10 protein-coding genes, 1 tRNA gene and 1 riboswitch are annotated in these 18,377 nt (G+C 43.4%); of the genes, 5 read left to right on the top strand and 6 right to left on the bottom strand.

Annotation, left to right across the window (positions count from 1 at the left end; translation table 11 throughout):
* Window positions 1-26: 26 nt before the first annotated feature.
* A tRNA-Asp gene (locus MCT08_RS13775) sits at window positions 27-103 on the top strand.
* 572 nt (window positions 104-675) lie between these two features.
* Here the strand turns inward: MCT08_RS13775 and MCT08_RS13770 are convergent.
* A complete protein-coding gene (locus tag MCT08_RS13770; RefSeq protein WP_172532129.1) occupies window positions 676-1,992 on the bottom strand; it encodes a cation:proton antiporter in 1,317 nt (438 codons plus the stop codon).
* 181 nt (window positions 1,993-2,173) lie between these two features.
* Here MCT08_RS13770 and metH point away from each other — a divergent pair, with 181 nt between their 5' ends.
* The gene (gene metH / locus MCT08_RS13765) at window positions 2,174-5,851 is read left to right on the top strand and encodes a methionine synthase (protein ID WP_274678636.1); all 3,678 of its coding nucleotides are present in this window, start codon (window positions 2,174-2,176) and stop codon (window positions 5,849-5,851) included.
* A 77-nt stretch (window positions 5,852-5,928) separates the two neighbouring features.
* Here the strand turns inward: metH and lysC are convergent, their stop codons facing one another.
* Window positions 5,929-7,281: a lysine-sensitive aspartokinase 3 gene (gene lysC, locus MCT08_RS13760; RefSeq protein ID WP_274678634.1), complete on the bottom strand. Its 1,353-nt coding sequence runs from the start codon at window positions 7,279-7,281 to the stop codon at window positions 5,929-5,931.
* Window positions 7,282-7,386: 105 nt separating this feature from the next.
* Window positions 7,387-7,562, bottom strand: a riboswitch (Lysine riboswitch).
* A 178-nt stretch (window positions 7,563-7,740) separates the two neighbouring features.
* Here lysC and MCT08_RS13755 point away from each other — a divergent pair.
* Window positions 7,741-8,862, top strand: coding sequence for a pyridoxal-phosphate-dependent aminotransferase family protein (locus MCT08_RS13755; RefSeq protein WP_274678633.1), 1,122 nt, complete (start codon window positions 7,741-7,743; stop codon window positions 8,860-8,862).
* 54 nt (window positions 8,863-8,916) lie between these two features.
* On the opposite strand, the gene MCT08_RS13750 is transcribed toward MCT08_RS13755, so the two are convergent.
* The 4 genes from MCT08_RS13750 to MCT08_RS13735 form a co-directional block, all read right to left on the bottom strand.
* Window positions 8,917-10,689 carry a PglL family O-oligosaccharyltransferase gene (locus MCT08_RS13750; RefSeq protein WP_274678632.1) on the bottom strand — a complete coding sequence of 591 codons (1,773 nt, stop codon included), beginning with the start codon at window positions 10,687-10,689 and terminating at the stop codon, window positions 8,917-8,919.
* A 70-nt stretch (window positions 10,690-10,759) separates the two neighbouring features.
* Window positions 10,760-13,582 carry an excinuclease ABC subunit UvrA gene (gene uvrA / locus MCT08_RS13745; protein ID WP_053308842.1) on the bottom strand — a complete coding sequence of 941 codons (2,823 nt, stop codon included), beginning with the start codon at window positions 13,580-13,582 and terminating at the stop codon, window positions 10,760-10,762.
* A 185-nt stretch (window positions 13,583-13,767) separates the two neighbouring features.
* Window positions 13,768-14,637, bottom strand: coding sequence for a UTP--glucose-1-phosphate uridylyltransferase GalU (gene galU / locus MCT08_RS13740; RefSeq protein WP_053308832.1), 870 nt, complete (start codon window positions 14,635-14,637; stop codon window positions 13,768-13,770).
* A 118-nt stretch (window positions 14,638-14,755) separates the two neighbouring features.
* Window positions 14,756-15,403 (bottom strand): LuxR C-terminal-related transcriptional regulator, encoded by a 648-nt coding sequence (locus tag MCT08_RS13735; protein WP_274674860.1) that lies wholly within the window; start codon window positions 15,401-15,403, stop codon window positions 14,756-14,758.
* Between the two features lie 309 nt (window positions 15,404-15,712).
* Between MCT08_RS13735 and MCT08_RS13730 the strand changes: the two genes are divergently transcribed.
* Together MCT08_RS13730 and csrD are read left to right on the top strand one after the other, a co-directional pair.
* Window positions 15,713-16,243: a single-stranded DNA-binding protein gene (locus MCT08_RS13730; protein WP_053308830.1), complete on the top strand. Its 531-nt coding sequence runs from the start codon at window positions 15,713-15,715 to the stop codon at window positions 16,241-16,243.
* Between the two features lie 143 nt (window positions 16,244-16,386).
* Window positions 16,387-18,375, top strand: coding sequence for an RNase E specificity factor CsrD (gene csrD, locus MCT08_RS13725; RefSeq protein ID WP_274678630.1), 1,989 nt, complete (start codon window positions 16,387-16,389; stop codon window positions 18,373-18,375).
* The last annotated feature ends 2 nt before the right edge of the window (window positions 18,376-18,377 follow it).

The raw sequence follows: 18,377 nt of genomic DNA, 5'->3' as shown, positions 1-18,377 counted from the left end.
GAATATTGTCTAACCAGACACGCAGCGGAGCGGTAGTTCAGTTGGTTAGAATACCGGCCTGTCACGCCGGGGGTCGCGGGTTCGAGTCCCGTCCGCTCCGCCACTTTATTAGAAACCTCAGCAGCAATGCTGGGGTTTTTTGCGTTTGGGGCATTAAACTATACTCGTTACCTCTTTTCCTACTAGTCTCTCTTCTCTTCCCATGTCTTATTGCTACAACGACAGATGTGCACAGCACTAAAAAATGAGTATGAAAAAGCCGATACAGTATGTTGAAAAATAACGATACGGCTTAAGTTCTATAGGATTAACTTTGCTGAATAAGGTGGGATATGGACAATGGTTAAGTTTAAATGCTTTTTCTCTAGATAATGTTGGCGCCAACTCGCGGTGCAACTGCACCAAACAGATAAGCGTAGCCAAATTGCTGCTGAACAGCTCTAGACTTTGTCCTTCTTTTTTACTAAATCCTTATTGCGGTATTATTCTGCCCCAATCTAGTTTCGTCTTGAAACTGGATATCAACGTGCTCTAGCTTAAAATAATCGGGGAGCCTAAGAATCGTTTCTATTTTAAATTTTTAAATCATCAAATACGTTAGATTTAAAAAAGTCGACACGCAGTGGTATCGACTTGGTGATTCAACAGATATTGTGAGATGTATTCGAATCGGGATTAACTTTCTTGTTCTTGGACTACTGTCGATTCTGTGGCTTCCCTTTGTTTTTCAGCCTGTTTCGCTTTTTCGATCAAAGGAGTAATGGTTGAGCCTTGGATCAGTATCGAAAATACTACAACGGCATACGTCATAACCAGTATCAGTTCTTTTACATCGATCAGCTTATCCGGAATGACTAAAATTCCAGAGGGAATCGATAGAGCCATTGCTAGTGCTAATCCTCCGCGTAGTCCTCCCCAAGTAAGAATCTTAATCGACCATGGGTTATAGCTTCGGTAACGTTTAAAGCCAATGTACGATAAGAAAACACTAAGGTAGCGAGCACATAATACAAGCGGAACGGAAAATGCCATTAACATCCAATCTTCTTCATGAAATTGGAAGAGTAGCATCGACATACCAATCAACAGGAACAATACCCCATTGAGGAATTCATCAACTAACTCCCAGAAGTGATCTAAATGCTCTTCGCTTTCCTTTGAGAAACCGATAAAGCGGGTCCAGTTACCGATCATGATACCGGATACCACCATTGCGAGTGGCCCAGAGACATGTATGACATCTGCAAAAACGTAACCAGCGGTTGGAATACCGATGGTTAATAACAGCTCCATAGAGTGGTCATTAGTCGCGCTAATAAGGTAGTGAAATAATAAACCGAGAGCTAGGCCGTAGATAATTCCCCCCATAGCTTCTTGTGCAAACAGCATGGTGACACTACCAACGGTCGGAGTTTCTGTACCGAATGCGATAGTAAATATTGTGACAAAGATAACTAGACCAAAACCGTCGTTGAAGAGAGATTCCCCTTCAATTTGAGTTGAGATACGTTTAGGCGCATCAAGTTTTTTGACAATGGCTAACACAGCTATTGGGTCGGTTGGTGAAATCAGCGCGCCGAATAATAAGCAATACACAAGGTCAAATTGAATGTCTATCAGCTGGCAGAAGCCATAGAGGCCAAAACCAATGAAGAAGGTTGAAAACAATGTTGCTCCAAGTGCGAGAACAGTTATTTCCCATTTTTGATCTTTAAGATTAGGCAGTTTAATACCTAAGCCACCCGCAAAAAGAAGAAAGCCCAGGATCCCTTTGAGTAAAAAATTTTCAAAGTTGATGCTATTAACTGTATCGATAGCAATCTCAGTGAGATGAAACCAATCGTTTTGACCCGCAATTAAGATTAATAACGAAAGCATCATAGAACCTGCGGTGATAGCAATGGTGGTTTGCATCTTTCCTATCTTACTGTTTAAGAAAGCAATCATCATCGCGGCTGCCGATAGGAAGCACAAAGTATAGTAGACCGACATTTTTTTCTCAGTGTGTAACAAAATATGAACAAATTCTCCTTCTATGGTGAGCAAATAGCAAACACTTTTTCATTACATCAGAGTTAACAACAAGCAGCGATTAAAGTGCTGTTTAGACGTCTAGATTTCTAACGGTTATATGATAGGATGTGGAAATAAAGAAAAGGAATGAGGCTGTACTGTGGGAAGAAAAGTGAAGAGTCAAATTGAAGCTCAATTGCAACAAAGAATATTGTTGATCGATGGTGGTATGGGCACCATGATTCAGGGTTACAAGCTTGAAGAGCAAGATTATCGAGGAGAGCGTTTTGCTAATTGGCCAAGTGATCTAAAAGGCAATAACGATCTCCTAGTATTGACGCAGCCTCAATTGATAAAAGAGATCCATTGTGCTTATTTAGAGGCCGGTGCTGATATTCTTGAAACCAATACCTTTAATGCGACGACTATCGCAATGGCTGACTATGATATGCAAGCCATCAGTGATGAAATCAACTTTGCTGCTGCAAAATTAGCGCGTGAAGTCGCTGATGAATGGACCGCTAAAACACCGCATAAACCCCGTTACGTGGCCGGTGTACTCGGTCCAACTAACCGTACCTGTTCTATCTCTCCAGATGTGAATGATCCTGGCTTCCGCAATGTCAGTTTTGATCAACTTGTTGAAGCGTACTCAGAATCAACACGAGCTTTAATCAAAGGTGGCTGTGATTTAATTCTTATTGAAACCATTTTTGACACATTAAATGCCAAAGCGTGTGCTTTCGCCGTCGATACGGTTTTTGAAGAGCTCGGTTATAAGTTGCCTGTGATGATTTCAGGGACGATAACGGATGCCTCAGGTCGTACCCTTTCAGGGCAGACAACAGAAGCGTTCTACAATGCACTTCGCCACGTGGAGCCGATCTCTTTTGGTTTAAACTGCGCTCTAGGTCCCGATGAACTACGCCAATATGTTGAAGAGTTGTCACGTATTTCTGAATGCTACGTTTCAGCGCACCCTAATGCCGGTTTACCAAATGCATTTGGTGAGTATGATCTGGAAGCGAAAGAGATGGCAGAGCATATTGCTGAGTGGGCGCAAGCTGGGTTTCTAAATTTAGTTGGTGGCTGCTGTGGTACAACGCCAGAACATATTCGACAAATGGCACAAGCAGTTGAAGGAGTGAAGCCTCGCTCTTTGCCTGAATTGCCAAAGTCGTGTCGTTTGTCTGGTTTGGAGCCGTTAACCATCGCGAAAGATACATTATTTGTTAATGTTGGCGAGCGAACAAACGTTACGGGTTCCGCACGTTTCAAACGATTAATCAAAGAAGAGCTATATGATGAAGCGCTACACGTAGCGCGTGAGCAAGTCGAAAATGGTGCTCAAATCATCGATATCAACATGGATGAAGGGATGCTTGATGCTGAGGCGTGCATGGTGCGTTTCCTTAATCTATGTGCTTCTGAGCCTGAAATATCAAAAGTGCCTATCATGGTTGACTCTTCTAAGTGGGAAGTCATTGAGGCCGGTCTTAAATGTATCCAAGGTAAAGGCATCGTTAACTCGATCTCTTTGAAAGAAGGTAAAGAAAAATTCGTTGAACAAGCGAAGCTGATCCGTCGCTATGGTGCGGCGGTTATTGTGATGGCTTTCGATGAAGTGGGCCAAGCTGATACACGTCAACGGAAAATCGAAATTTGTACCAATGCTTATCGTATTTTAGTCGATGAGGTTGGTTTCCCCGCAGAAGATATCATCTTCGATCCAAATATTTTTGCTGTTGCTACGGGAATTGACGAGCATAACAACTACGCCGTTGACTTTATCGAAGCGGTTGCAGACATCAAACGCGATTTACCTTACGCCATGATCTCCGGTGGAGTCTCCAACGTTTCGTTTTCTTTCCGCGGTAACAACTATGTTCGTGAAGCAATTCACGCGGTATTCCTTTACCACTGTTTTAAAAATGGTATGGATATGGGGATCGTCAACGCTGGTCAATTGGAGATCTACGACAACGTTCCAGAAAAACTGCGGGATGCCGTAGAGGATGTAATTCTAAATCGCCGCGACGACAGTACCGAACGTTTATTAGATATTGCGGCTGAATATGCAGATAAAGGCGTAGGAAAAGAAGAAGATGCTAGTGCACTTGAGTGGAGAACATGGTCGGTTGAAAAGCGCTTAGAGCATGCGTTAGTTAAAGGCATTACAGAATTTATCGTTGAAGATACTGAAGAAGCCCGTCTTAATGCGAGCAAACCATTAGAGGTAATTGAAGGCCCATTAATGGATGGCATGAACGTAGTTGGTGACCTATTTGGTGAGGGTAAAATGTTCTTACCTCAAGTTGTTAAGTCAGCGCGAGTTATGAAGCAGGCGGTTGCCCACTTAGAGCCTTACATCAATGCATTGAAACAAGCAGGTTCAACCAACGGTAAAATTCTACTCGCAACCGTAAAAGGTGATGTGCATGACATCGGTAAGAATATTGTTGGTGTGGTATTGCAATGTAATAACTACGAAATTATTGACCTTGGGGTGATGGTGCCGTGCGAGAAAATACTCAAAGTAGCCAAAGAAGAGAACGTTGATATTATTGGTTTATCTGGCCTTATTACACCGTCATTGGATGAAATGGTCCATGTCGCGAAAGAAATGGAACGTCAGGGTTTTGATTTACCACTTTTGATTGGTGGTGCAACCACATCGAAAGCGCATACTGCCGTGAAGATAGAACAAAATTACCAACATCCGGTGGTATATGTAAACAATGCTTCACGTGCAGTTGGGGTCTGTTCGGCGCTACTGTCTGAGACACAAAAGCCAGCTTTTGTTGAAAAGCTTCAGGCTGATTATGACGTTGTGCGTGACCAACACGCTCGTAAGCGTCCGCGTACTAAACCTGTCACCTTAGAGATGGCTCGCGCTAACAAAGTCGCGATTAATTGGGATAGCTATACACCACCAGTGCCACTTAAACCTGGTGTACATGTGTTTAATGATTTTGATGTTTCGACGTTACGGCAGTATATCGATTGGACTCCGTTCTTTATGACATGGTCGTTGATGGGTAAGTACCCGGCAATTTTTGATCATGAAGAGGTGGGTGAAGAAGCTCTGCGTTTGTTTAAGGATGCCAACGAGTTACTTGATCGTGTCGAGCGAGAAGGTTTACTCGAAGCTCGTGGCATGTGCGCCTTATTTCCTGCGGCCAGTATTGGCGATGATATCGAAGTTTACAGTGATGAGTCCCGTACTGAGGTTGCTCATGTTTTGCATAATTTGCGTCAACAAACGGAGAAGCCGAAAGGATTTAACTACTGCCTATCTGATTACATAGCACCTAAAGAATCAGGCAAGAAAGATTGGATCGGTGCGTTTGCGGTTACTGGTGGTATCGGTGAGCGTGAGTTGGCCGATCAATACAAAGCAAATGGTGATGATTACAACGCGATTATGATCCAAGCCGTAGCGGATCGTTTAGCGGAAGCTTTTGCTGAGTATTTACACCTGCAAGTTCGTAAAGATATTTGGGGTTATGCCACAGATGAAAACTTATCGAATGACGAATTGATTCGTGAAAAGTATCAAGGTATTCGCCCAGCTCCGGGTTATCCAGCGTGTCCTGAACATACAGAGAAAGGAACTTTATGGGAAATGCTCAATGTTGAGCAAGCGATTGATATGTCGTTAACCACCAGTTATGCCATGTGGCCAGGGGCTTCGGTATCTGGTTGGTATTTCTCGCATCCTGATTCTCGTTATTTTGCCATCGCACAAATACAGCAAGATCAAATGCAAGATTATGCGCAGCGTAAAGGCTGGAGCGAGCAAGAAGCAGAAAAATGGTTAGGGCCTAATTTAGATTAAGGTAAAAAAGAAAGAGGTTGGAATATCCAACCTCTGTTTTTTTGTGGCACTCAAATTATTGAGCAAAGCACTTTAGGTTATTGCTCAAACAGCTCTTGGTGCAGTTTTTGAATAGCGGCTTTTGATACCGATTCATGCAGCAAGAAACATAAGTTATGCGGACTTGCACCGTAGCAAATCATACGCATGTTGAAGTCTTCTAACGTGCTAAATACCTGCTTGGCGTAACCTTTGGTATTACTCATGTTATTGCCTATCAGTGCGATTAAACTTAAGTTATGTTCAACATCGACAGTGCATAATTCTTCCAATTCTTGACGAACAGCTTGTGGTAATTCTGGTGAACCCCCGGAAGTATCGGTTTTGTCTAATGTTAAGGAGACGCTGATTTCAGAAGTGGTAATCAGATCCACTGAAATTTTGTGTTTGGCTAAAATCTCGAACACTTTCGACAAAAAGCCATAAGCATGGAACATGCTAGCGCTACGCAGTGTGACCATGGTTTGGTTGCCGCGTAAGGTCAAGGCTCTAAAAAGTGGCGAGCTTTCGACACGTTTGCGAATCCAAGTTCCACCTTTTTCTGGCTCTTTCGATGAACCTACAAATACAGGAATGTCATGTCGTAATGCCGGTAACAATGTTGAGGGGTGGAGAATTTTGGCACCGAAATTCGCCATTTCAGACGCTTCACTAAAACTGATTTCAGCAATCGGTGCAGCATTAGGCGCAATGCGAGGGTCGGTAGTATAAATGCCAGGTACATCGGTCCAAATTTCTAAACCTGACGCTTGGACTGCTTCTGCAATTAAAGCGGCTGAATAATCACTACCACCACGGCCAAGAGTGGTCGTGTTTCCTTGTTCATCAGAACCAATGAAGCCTTGCGTTACCACTACGTGCTGTTGACATAATGGCGTTAATTTTTGTTTAGCAAGTAATGCTATTTGCTCTAACTGAGGCTCAGCACGACCGTAATGATCATCGGTGCGCAAGATCTCGCGGATATCAAAACGCACCGCTTCCATACCTCGTTCACGCATCAATTGGGTAAGAATAAAGGTCGACATTAATTCGCCGCACGCAACGAGATGGTCAGTCAATTTTTTACTTGATTGAAAAGAGGCAGCTTCTGCAACGCTAGCAACCATATCTAAAATTGAATGTACTTCTTTTTCAACTTGAGCTGGTTGGGCTAGTTGATCGATGATGGCATGATGGATATCGGCTAACTGTTTGATGATCGCCAAACGTTGCTCTGCATCTTGAACCCCACAGGCTAACTCAACTAACAAATTAGTGACACCAGAGCATGCACTGCTAACCACTAATTTTGTATTTGGATTATTTTCGATAACAGCAGCACAACGGCTCATTGCTTCAAAGTTAGCTACACTTGTTCCGCCAAACTTGGCTACATTGAATGTGCTCACAGCATTTCTCCCACGACTTCCTAAAATAAAAATGTGTTGGTGTTCCAACGTCCAATGTTTGAAGAGAAATTTCTAGAGCATATAAAGAGGTGTTTTTGATTGGTTTACCTCAGAAGCTCTTCATCAGCGCGGCTAATGACAGTTGAAGGGATTCAGCCCATTCAACCGACAAACCAAATCCACAACCTTGGTTCATCTCGGCACTGCTCCCCATCAATGCTTTGTTTTGGAGTTGAGGCTCCACAAAACATCTGCCTGGGCAGTGCTCCTCTTCTGCTAGATAGCTCATTCATTGAACGTTTTTGAACTATTAATGTCAATTGCTAATTAAGTTCAAATGTAAAATAAAATTAACCAGATTGTGACACTGGTTTGACCTCTAGACTTCTGTCGAATTGTTGCTAGGTGATTTTTGCTTTACTCTGGTTTTCCACATTTGGCCGCAAGCAAGGAGCAATTATGTCCATTACCAGTTTCAACCCACCACAACGGATCTTGATGGGACCTGGTCCTTCAGATATTTACCCACAAGTATTGCAAGCACTAAGTCGTCCAACCGTTGGTCACTTAGACCCGTTATTTATTCAGATGATGGATGAGCTCAAACAGCTACTTAAATATGCATTTCAAACGCAAAATGAATTCACGATAGCAGTTTCTGCGCCAGGCAGTGCTGGTATGGAAGCGTGTTTCGTCAATTTAATAGAACCCGGTGATAAAGTCATTGTCTGCCGCAATGGTGTGTTTGGTGAGCGAATGCGAGAAAATGTCATTCGTTGCGGCGGGGAAGTCGTGTTGGTTGATGATGAATGGGGGATGCCAGTTTCGGTTGATAAAGTAGAACAAGCGATCAAGGTGAACCCCGATGCAAAAATATTGGCATTTGTGCATGCGGAGACATCAACCGGGGCATTGAGTGATGCACAAGCGTTAGGTCAGTTGGCTAAGCAAAATAACATGTTGAGTATTGTAGATGCGGTAACATCTCTAGGCGGTGTGCCACTTTATGTCGATAAATGGCAGTTAGATGCCGTTTATTCTGGTAGCCAGAAATGTCTATCTTGTCCCCCAGGCTTATCGCCGTTGACTTTTTCCGCTCAAGCGATTGAGAAAATTCAATCACGCACGACACCTGTACAAAGTTGGTTTTTAGACCAAAGCTTGGTGCTCGGCTATTGGAGTGGTGAAGGTAAACGCAGTTATCATCACACCGCACCAGTCAACAGCTTATATGCGCTACACGAAGCGCTGCTAATGCTAAAAAATGAAGGACTAGAGAAAGCTTGGTCTCGTCATCGTGATATGCATGAAAAGTTAAAGCAAGGCTTAGAGAAACTTGGCTTTAACTTTGTGGTGCCAGAGCAAAGTCGGTTGCCGCAACTTAATGCGGTATATATTCCTCAAGGTGTTGATGATGCGAAGGTTCGCTCCCACTTACTCAGTGAATATAATTTGGAAATTGGCGCTGGTTTAGGCGCTCTTGCGGGTAAAGCTTGGCGTATTGGCTTAATGGGCTATGGGGCTCGTAGAGAAAATATAGCCTTGTGTTTGCGGGCGTTAGAAGAGTCTTTAACTGAGTAGAATAAAACCAGTAGAGCAGCCTTAATGGTTACTCTACTGGTCATAGTTAGGCAATTATTCAGTAGCCGTTGCTTGCACACTACTTGAAGCAGCACTAGATGGTCGAATATATTGCACGGTACTAAAATCTATGTCGGGAAATAGAAATTGGGCCTCAGAGCGAATTTGCTCGGCACGACTATCATCGCCAATGCCTTGGTAAGCAATCACCAAATTACTGTAGAAGGTAGGCCGAGGTTGGTGCTTAATGATCTCTAATGACCAATCTATATAAGGCGTTATAAATTCGGGGTCTTGAGTGTATAAACCAATATTGAGATAGGTGCTATACACATCCCAATCAAAGCGATTTCTCCACACTACAGGATTGGTGACCTTCTGTAAGATATCAGGGTTTGGTGGTTGAGATTTTTCAAACTGAGTGAGTACATGGTTAGTGTGCAGTGCACTCACCATGTAAAAACCCGTCAGTACAGGAGCCACTAAACTTATGACCCTCAGTAATGACTTACTCACCGAGCTAAATGGTGCGTATTTATATTTGGCAACACGTTGATCAACCCAAAAAAGCAAGATAATAAAGGTTATCCAATGCACCGCCGAGTGATAAAACGGATATTCCAGTTGGCTGTGTAAGACGATAGGAATAAACAAGGCAAACATTGCGAGCCTTGTTCCTTTCTTGGCTGAATATATCCTCATCATTACGAAGGCAATCGCCAATAATATTCCGATAACGGGCAGTAACCCGCCTTCGACCCCCCACAACAATAATTCATTGTGTGGGTGATCCATGGAATGGAGCCCCGGATGATAACTCGAATTTAGCTGATGTTGTCTTGCGGTATAAAGCAAATACTCCGCTTCAAACTTGCCGTAGCCGTAACCTGTAAATGGCTTTTCAATGATCATGTCGAGCGTTTGAGGAAAGGTGTAACGGCGAGGGCTTTCTAGATCGGCTTTATTGCTAACAAACCCATCGCTTCCCTGAGTATACATTGCAGCAATACCGAGCAAGATACCGATTAATGTTGCAGCACTCCATCCCCAAAAGCGTTTTGGCGTCGAGAATCGAAATAGGTAAGGGAGAACGAACATAATCCCTAATATTGCACCAAGCCAGCCAGTACGAGAGGCTAGTACGACCAATAACGGTGCGGTTAAAAGCGGAGTGAAATATAAAAGGCTTACAGCGCTTAATTGTTGATTGTATTTTTTTGGTTGGCGAGCAAGCAGGTAACCGGAAATCACCAAGCCAGTAGCAAGGAAACTTGCCATGACATTAGGTTGTTGAAAAATGCCGTAAGGCCGATTTACCTCAGTGTTATAACCAAATAGGTTATTTGGTTGCAATAGAAAATACTGATAGAAACCAAACAGAGCTTCAATCAACACGCCTAATACAATAAACCACAGTAATCGCTGTTTATGTTTGTTACTAAAACGGAATTGTTGTAGTAAGACAAAAAGCAATAGCCCGCACCATAGCCCTACCAAGCGGCTGACTGACAGTTCCAGTGACGCATTGGTGTAAAGCAGTGGAATGGTCATAATGATGCAGCTAATCAACAAGCCGATAGTTAATTTGGAATAACGTAGCCGACGGTTAGAAGCTAGTTGATATAAACCCAATGAGAGCGTGATGCTCAGCGTTAACCAAGTCGTTGGGTTAAAAGATAGCGCTAAACCTGAACCACCAGGGTTAGGCATAAAAAAATGCATCGCCAGTAAATAGATGATGCTAATCGAAAATAAAAAAGGTTTATTTAAAGGGATTGCTGGTGCTTGGTTCTCAAGCTGCGTACCGCTTAGATGCAATGTAGCCATAGGTCTCACGTTCCAGTTGAAAAGAAACCAGCCATCGTGAGTGCTGGTTTCTCTACTCTACCGTTTTTTTCTATTTCAACATAGGCTTAAGAAAGCGAGCTGTGTGAGATATGTCGACCTGTGCAACATCTTCTGGAGTCCCTTGGGCAATAATTTGGCCACCACCTTGACCACCTTCTGGCCCTAAATCAATGATCCAGTCTGCGGTTTTCACTACATCTAAATTGTGCTCAATCACCACCACGGTATTACCATGGTCACGTAGGCGGTGCAGGACAATCAACAGTTGTTGGATATCGTGGAAGTGAAGACCTGTTGTTGGTTCATCTAAGATGTACAAGGTTTTACCGGTATCACGTTTAGATAACTCACGAGCTAGCTTGACTCGTTGTGCTTCCCCTCCAGATAGGGTTGTGGCCGCTTGCCCGAGACGAATATAGGATAAGCCGACATCAATTAATGTTTTTAGCTTACGCGCAATGACGGGAACTGGTTCAAAGAATTGATACGCATCTTCTACCGTCATTTCGAGTACTTCATCAATCGCTTTGCCTTTGTAGCGTACTTCTAGCGTTTCACGGTTATAGCGTTTGCCTTTACATACATCGCAAGGGACGTAAACATCAGGTAAGAAATGCATTTCTACTTTGATAACACCATCACCTTGACAAGCTTCGCAGCGACCACCACGCACGTTGAAACTAAAGCGGCCCGGTTTATAACCACGAGATCGTGATTCTTGAGTTCCGGAAAATAGCTCACGAATTGGTGTAAAAATGCCTGTGTAGGTCGCTGGATTTGAGCGCGGTGTTCTGCCTATTGGGCTTTGGTCGATATCAATAACCTTATCAAAATGTTCCAACCCTTTTATTTTCTTATAGGGGGCTGGTGTAGCAGTAGTTGCACCATTTAAAGCGGTATGAGCAATCTTAAAAAATGTGTCATTGATGAGGGTGGATTTACCAGAACCAGAAACACCAGTGATACAACTAAATAAACCGACAGGTATCGATAAATCGACATCTTTCAAGTTATTGCCTGATGCACCAATAAGCTCAACGGTTTTCTTTGGATCTCTTGGAGTACGTTGCTGAGGGATGGCAATTTCTTTTACACCGCTGAGATACTGACCAGTGAGCGAGTTAGGGTTAGCAATGATTTGGTCGACATTTCCTTCCGCTACTACTTGCCCCCCATGAACACCAGCTCCTGGACCAATATCGATGACATGGTCAGCCATACGGATTGCGTCTTCATCATGTTCCACAACCAGTACGGTATTGCCGAGATCGCGCAGATGGGTCAATGTTTTCAATAGCCGTTCGTTATCACGCTGGTGGAGACCAATTGACGGTTCATCTAAAACGTACATTACACCGACTAAGCCAGCACCAATTTGACTTGCGAGTCGAATACGTTGGGCTTCACCGCCCGAGAGCGTTTCTGCGCTGCGAGAGAGGTTTAGGTAGTTAAGCCCTACGTTGACCAAGAAGTGTAAGCGATCATTGATCTCTTTCATCACCTTTTCAGCAATTTGTGCTTTTTGCCCAGTCAGCGCTAGGGTTTGGAAGAACTGCAGCGCGTCGGCGATACTAAGCTCAACCACTTCAGGTAGTGCCGTATCGTTGATAAACACATTGCGAGCCTCAACACGTAGGCGTGTACCATCACAACTGGTGCATGGTTTGGTTGAAATGTATTTCACCAAATCTTCACGCACTGAATTTGATTCTGTATCACGGTAACGGCGCTCAAGGGTATTAAGAATCCCTTCAAATGGGTGGCGTTTAACACGAATGTCGCCACGGTCATTGATATAATTAAACTCGATTTCAGTTCTGCCAGATCCTTTTAAAATGATCTCTTGGACTTTTTTCGGTAATTTGTTGAATGGCACATGCAAGTCAAAATCATAATGTGTTGCAAGTGAGGTGAGCATTTGGAAGTAGTAATAGTTTTTTTGATCCCATCCGCGAATGGCTCCTTGCGCTAAACTCAAACTGCTGTCTTGTATTACACGTTCAGGATCGAAGTATTGTTGTACTCCTAAGCCATCACAGGTGTGGCAGGCCCCTGCTGGGTTATTGAACGAAAACAGTCGAGGCTCAAGCTCTTGCATGCTGTAACCACAATGTGGGCAGGCAAAGTTAGCCGAAAATACAATTTCTTCCCCTTTACCATCCATATCCGTTACGACTGCAATACCACCAGATAACTCAAGAGTGGTTTCAAAAGATTCAGCGAGGCGTTGCTGTAAGTCGTTGCGAACTTTGAAGCGATCAACCACTACTTCAATGGTGTGCTTTTTATGCAGTTCTAGTGTTGGAGGATCGGAAAGATCACAAGTTTCACCATCTATACGGGCACGAATAAAACCTTGGGCTGCAAGGTTTTCCAATGTTTTGACGTGCTCACCTTTGCGCTCTTTGACGATGGGCGCTAGCAGCATCATTTTTGAGCCTTCGGGGAGCTCAAGAACCTTATCGACCATTTGACTAACGGTTTGTGCGCTTAATGGCACTTTGTGTTCCGGGCAGCGAGGCTCACCAACACGAGCGTAAAGTAGGCGTAAATAGTCGTAGACTTCAGTAATGGTGCCGACTGTCGAACGTGGGTTATGTGATGTCGATTTTTGTTCAATAGATATCGCTGGAGAAAGGCCTTCAATATGGTCTACATCGGGCTTTTCCATTAAAGATAAGAATTGGCGAGCATAGGCAGAAAGAGATTCAACATAGCGACGTTGGCCTTCCGCATATAAAGTATCAAAGGCAAGCGACGATTTTCCTGACCCTGAAAGTCCAGTAATTACAATCAATTTATCGCGTGGGATAGTCAGGTTGATATTTTTTAGATTGTGGGTTCGTGCGCCCCTAACTTCGATTTTATCCATCATCTATGCTCTATGTAACACCAAGTGTGGCAAGTATTGCATAGTGTGAGTTTTGTGCAAATAGATACTGGATAAAAAAACAGTAAATAAAAAGCCACGCAGTTTAACGTGGCTTTATTGGCAACTATTTTGCTTCATAAGATGCTTAACTAAACAGCAACTAGGGCCTGAACAATATAGGTAAGTTAAGCTTTGTGCGTTGAATGTTTGTCTAGCGCGACTTTCTGCTCATTTTTCTTATACATGTTTTCAAAACAGTAGTTAGTGGCCTCGATATAGCCTTCAACACTACCGCAGTCAAAACGTTGTCCCTTGAATTTATAAGCAAGCACGCAACCTGACTTCGCCTGTTTAAGCAGTGCATCGGTGATTTGGATTTCCCCACCTTTACCTGGTTCTGTTTGCTCAATTAAGTCAAAAATATCAGGCGTTAAGATGTAGCGGCCGATGATGGCAAGGTTGCTTGGCGCGGTACCTGGTTCTGGTTTTTCAACCATGTCATCAACACGGAATAGATCATCTTTAATCATCTCACCAGAGATAACACCATACTTGTGTGTTTCATTGTCAGGAACTTCTTGAACCGCAACAATAGAACAACGGAATTGTTTGTACAGGGCGACCATTTGCGCCAGAACACCTCGTTCTTCATTAACACAAAGGTCATCGGCAAGCACGACAGCAAAAGGTTCATCACCAATCAGCTCACGACCAGTTAAGATTGCGTGACCCAAGCCTTTCATTTCACGTTGGCGAATATAGGTAAAGTTAGCGGTATCGATGATTTCACGGATATCAACCAACAGCTCTTCTTTGTTGGTGCCACTGATTTGATGTTCTAATTCATAGTTCTTATCAAAGTGATCCATGATCGAGTGTTTACCTCGTCCGGTCACGATACACATTCCCGTCATCCCGGCTTGAATCGCTTCTTCAACGCCGTACTCGATCAGTGGCTTATTAACCACTGGCATCATTTCTTTTGGCATTGATTTAGTCGCTGGAAGAAAACGCGTACCGTAGCCAGCGGCTGGGAATAGGCACTTTTTGATCATGCTATAACCTTATAATTGTGAATAATAATTGGAGGATGGCGCAACCTTACCACGCTTTACTGGTGGGTATCATCAACAACACTTTGATGCTGATGAAATTCTGTGCCATGCCTCATAATTAAGACAGTATGTTTTGATTTGCCCAGGCGATCGCTTGTGAGCGTTTTTTTACTGAGAGTTTTTTGAATATTTGATAAAGATGAGACTTTACGGTGAACTCACTAATGAACAGGCTTTCAGCCATCTGACTGTTGGATGCTCCGGTTTGAAGGCTACGCAAAATTTGCACCTCGCGAGCGGTTAAATCGGTAATGACCTGTGCAGTATGAGACTCAAAAGTATAACGGTAATAATGCAATAATTGACTGGTGACATGGCGAGGTAGCCAGTTTTGGCCATTAATGATCTCACCGAGTCCATGTGCGATGCTTTCGAAACTATCGCTACGGTAAAATAGCCCTTTTAAATGACCAAAGGTGAGTAATTCATCGGTGGTAAGACGCTGTGATACGTTGAATAATATCGTTTCGTGGTGATGGCTGTTTAGTGGGCTATTGCCTAGCCGTTGCCTAAGTTGTGCATAGTTACCGTAATCAATCATTAGTATTTTATGTTTATCAAAACCGCTAGATTGGCGCAGTGCTTCTGGCTCTATTTGGGGGATCGGTAGCGCTAACAACGAGGTAAGCTGTTCGATATAGGGTGAGGAGCTTTGATCATCTAAACACAAAAAATAAATGGTGCGGGTGTAGTTGGCTTTTCTCATTTTAACGTCCTGTTAATGGGATATCCTTTATTTCCTCAGTGGATAACAATTATCCATCTGTCGCGAAAATGAACTAACTACCAAAATAATGCGAATCAAAGAAATAAAATTGCGTTGGGTTTCATATGAGAAAGTAAATGAGTGTTTTATCACCCTTAATTTTGAGGGGGCTGTTCTAAAAAAGAGAAAAAGGGTGGGGCATAGCGCTGAATATTTGCCAGTCTCTCTATGTATATTTGTACCCCGCGTAAAGCGTGGTATCCTAGTCAGCTATTTTTAGAACACTCATGATGGAAGACGGAGCAAAACATGGCAAGCCGTGGAGTAAATAAAGTTATTTTAGTGGGTAACCTAGGTAACGACCCAGAAATTCGTTATATGCCAAGTGGCGGTGCTGTGGCAAATATCACCATCGCAACGTCAGAGTCATGGCGTGATAAAGCAACGGGTGAGCAACGTGAAAAAACCGAATGGCACCGTGTTGCACTATTTGGCAAATTAGCTGAAGTCGCTGGTGAATACTTGCGTAAAGGTTCACAGGTTTATATTGAAGGCCAATTACAAACGCGTAAGTGGCAAGATCAAAGTGGCCAAGACCGTTATACAACAGAAGTTGTTGTTCAAGGTTTTAACGGCGTGATGCAAATGTTAGGTGGTCGTGCACAAGGCGGTGCACCTGCTCAAGGTGGTATGCCTCAGTCTCAGCAACAAGGTGGATGGGGACAACCTCAACAACCAGCGATGCAGCAACAACCTCAGAAGCAGCAGTCTGCACCTCAACAGGCTCAGCCACAATATAACGAGCCACCAATGGATTTTGATGACGACATCCCGTTTTAAACGCTCCAATTTCGAAAAAAGCCGCGAAAACCGCGGCTTTTTTATATAGTTATCATTAGGTCAGCACGCCCTAGTTAAGACTTTCTTATCTGTCGGCACATTTTCTTTTTATATGGTTTGAATCGAAAAGGAATTCAGTATTCATGCGGTATACCCCCACATTGAAACTGAGCACGCGCTTAGGGGCATTTGTTACCTTAATCGTTACCAGTGCGATGTTTATTTTGTTTATTGGTGGAACCTTGTCTTTTCAGCGTATGGGACAAGAGTACCTCAATCACTATCTGACCGGGATTGTGGAAGTCGTAGATAAAGAAATGGAAGACCCTGACGCCGCGTATTCAATGCAACGTTGGATGCCTAAAATGTTGCAAGCCAGCAATATTGTCGAGATGCAGCTAACTTCACAAGCGGGTGTTATCTATCGTTTTAAAGATACCTCTTCAACAATTGCACCTGAGCGTCTTTATCATATTGATATCCCCTTACAGCGCAATCCCAGTTATAGCCTCTCTTTCAAGGCCATTCCTCCATATCTTGGCTACAGCTATTCGTTAGGAGCGATGTGGTCAATTACCCTAGCGGTCGGGCTAATAGTTTTCTGTTTGATCAGAGGCATCAAATGGTTGAAAGAGCAGTTGATAGGCTCTGAATTGCTTGAAGAGCGTGGTCGTATGATCTTAGCTGGTCGAGTAGAGCAATATGCGCAAGGTGATCACCGTGAGTGGCCTTACACCGCAAGTGAAGCGCTTGATGTGTTAATTGATGAGCTGCAAGATGCCCGTCAAGAGCGCAGCCGATTCGATACTTTCATTCGTACTCAGACTTTCTTAGATAAACTGACCGGAACAGCTAACCGCGTATTATTTGATAGCAAATTGGAATCCGCTTTACTTGAAAGTGGTGCTCGTGGTGGAGTGTTGATGATACGTATTGATGATTGGGATTCCCTGTGCGAAGAGTGCGGTAAAAAAGTCGCGGACGATCTAATCGTCGAAGTGGGTGAAAGTATTTCTAATGTGATACAGCGTTATCCTGATGTCATTTTGTCGCGCTATTACGATGCGGATTTTGCTATTTTTGTGCCTCATCAGGGCGTCAAAGAGGTCGCCTCTATCGCAGTGCAATGCCTGAAATTATTTGCACGCGTTAACCCTCCAGAGCCTCTTGATCCAGAAAATTGGTGTCACATTGGTATTAGCATGTACAGCGAAGGTGAGCGACGTGGCCGAGTATTGGATGAAGCTGAAACGGCACTGAAAAGTGCGCAGTTACAAGGCGTGAATACTTGGAGTCGTTTTAAAAAGAGCAATTTTATCCAAGAAGAGCGAGGAAGCGTTCGTTGGAGAACCTTGTTTGATCAAGTGCTCACTCCAGATGCTATTTTATTATACCGGCAGTCTTGTTATTTAATTGAAAAATCAAATGATTTAACATGGGTACACCACGAATTGTTTGCTCGTATTGATGATCCTGAGCAAGGTGTGATCAAAGCTTCTCGTTTTCATGCGGCGCTAGAAACCGTCGGTTATGAAATGATGATGGATCGTGCGGTGCTATTGAAAGTGCTACGCTTGTTAAAAAAGTCAGAACTCACTGATCCGGTTTCAGTTAATCTGCATGTGCTCCCTTTTGCCGATAAACTATACTTCAAATGGTTTAGATATGAGTTACTTCAACTCTCTTCTGATGTTAGGGCTTTGCTCTCATTTGAATTTCCAGAAGGGCGATTAGTACAGCATCTTGATTATATGCGGCCTGTAATAAAAATGATTTCAGGCCTTGGCGCTAAAGTGGTCGTGGGCCAAGCGGGTAGAACCATCGTCAGTACCCACTACATAAAAGATTTAAACATTGATTATCTTAAATTACATCGCAGTTTGGTTAAAAAAATAGACCAACGGCATGAGAATCAATTGTTTGTTCGCAGTATGCTTGGTGCTTGTAGTGGAACACAGACACAGGTTATTGCTGTCGGTGTTGAAACCGAACAAGAATGGCGAACATTACAAAACCTTGGTGTTCAAGGTGGGCAAGGGCGATTGTTTGAAGAAGAGCTTCCCTTGTTACCAGAGAAAATAGTTGCTCCTACTGTAAAAGCAGGGCGAAGAAATCGTTGGCGTAAAAAATAAAA

It is taken from the genome of Vibrio aestuarianus (genome assembly GCF_028858425.1).
Taxonomy (GTDB): domain Bacteria; phylum Pseudomonadota; class Gammaproteobacteria; order Enterobacterales; family Vibrionaceae; genus Vibrio; species Vibrio aestuarianus.
The sequence above is the reverse complement of the archived record's forward strand: the minus strand, read 5'-3'. Positions and strand labels throughout refer to the sequence as shown.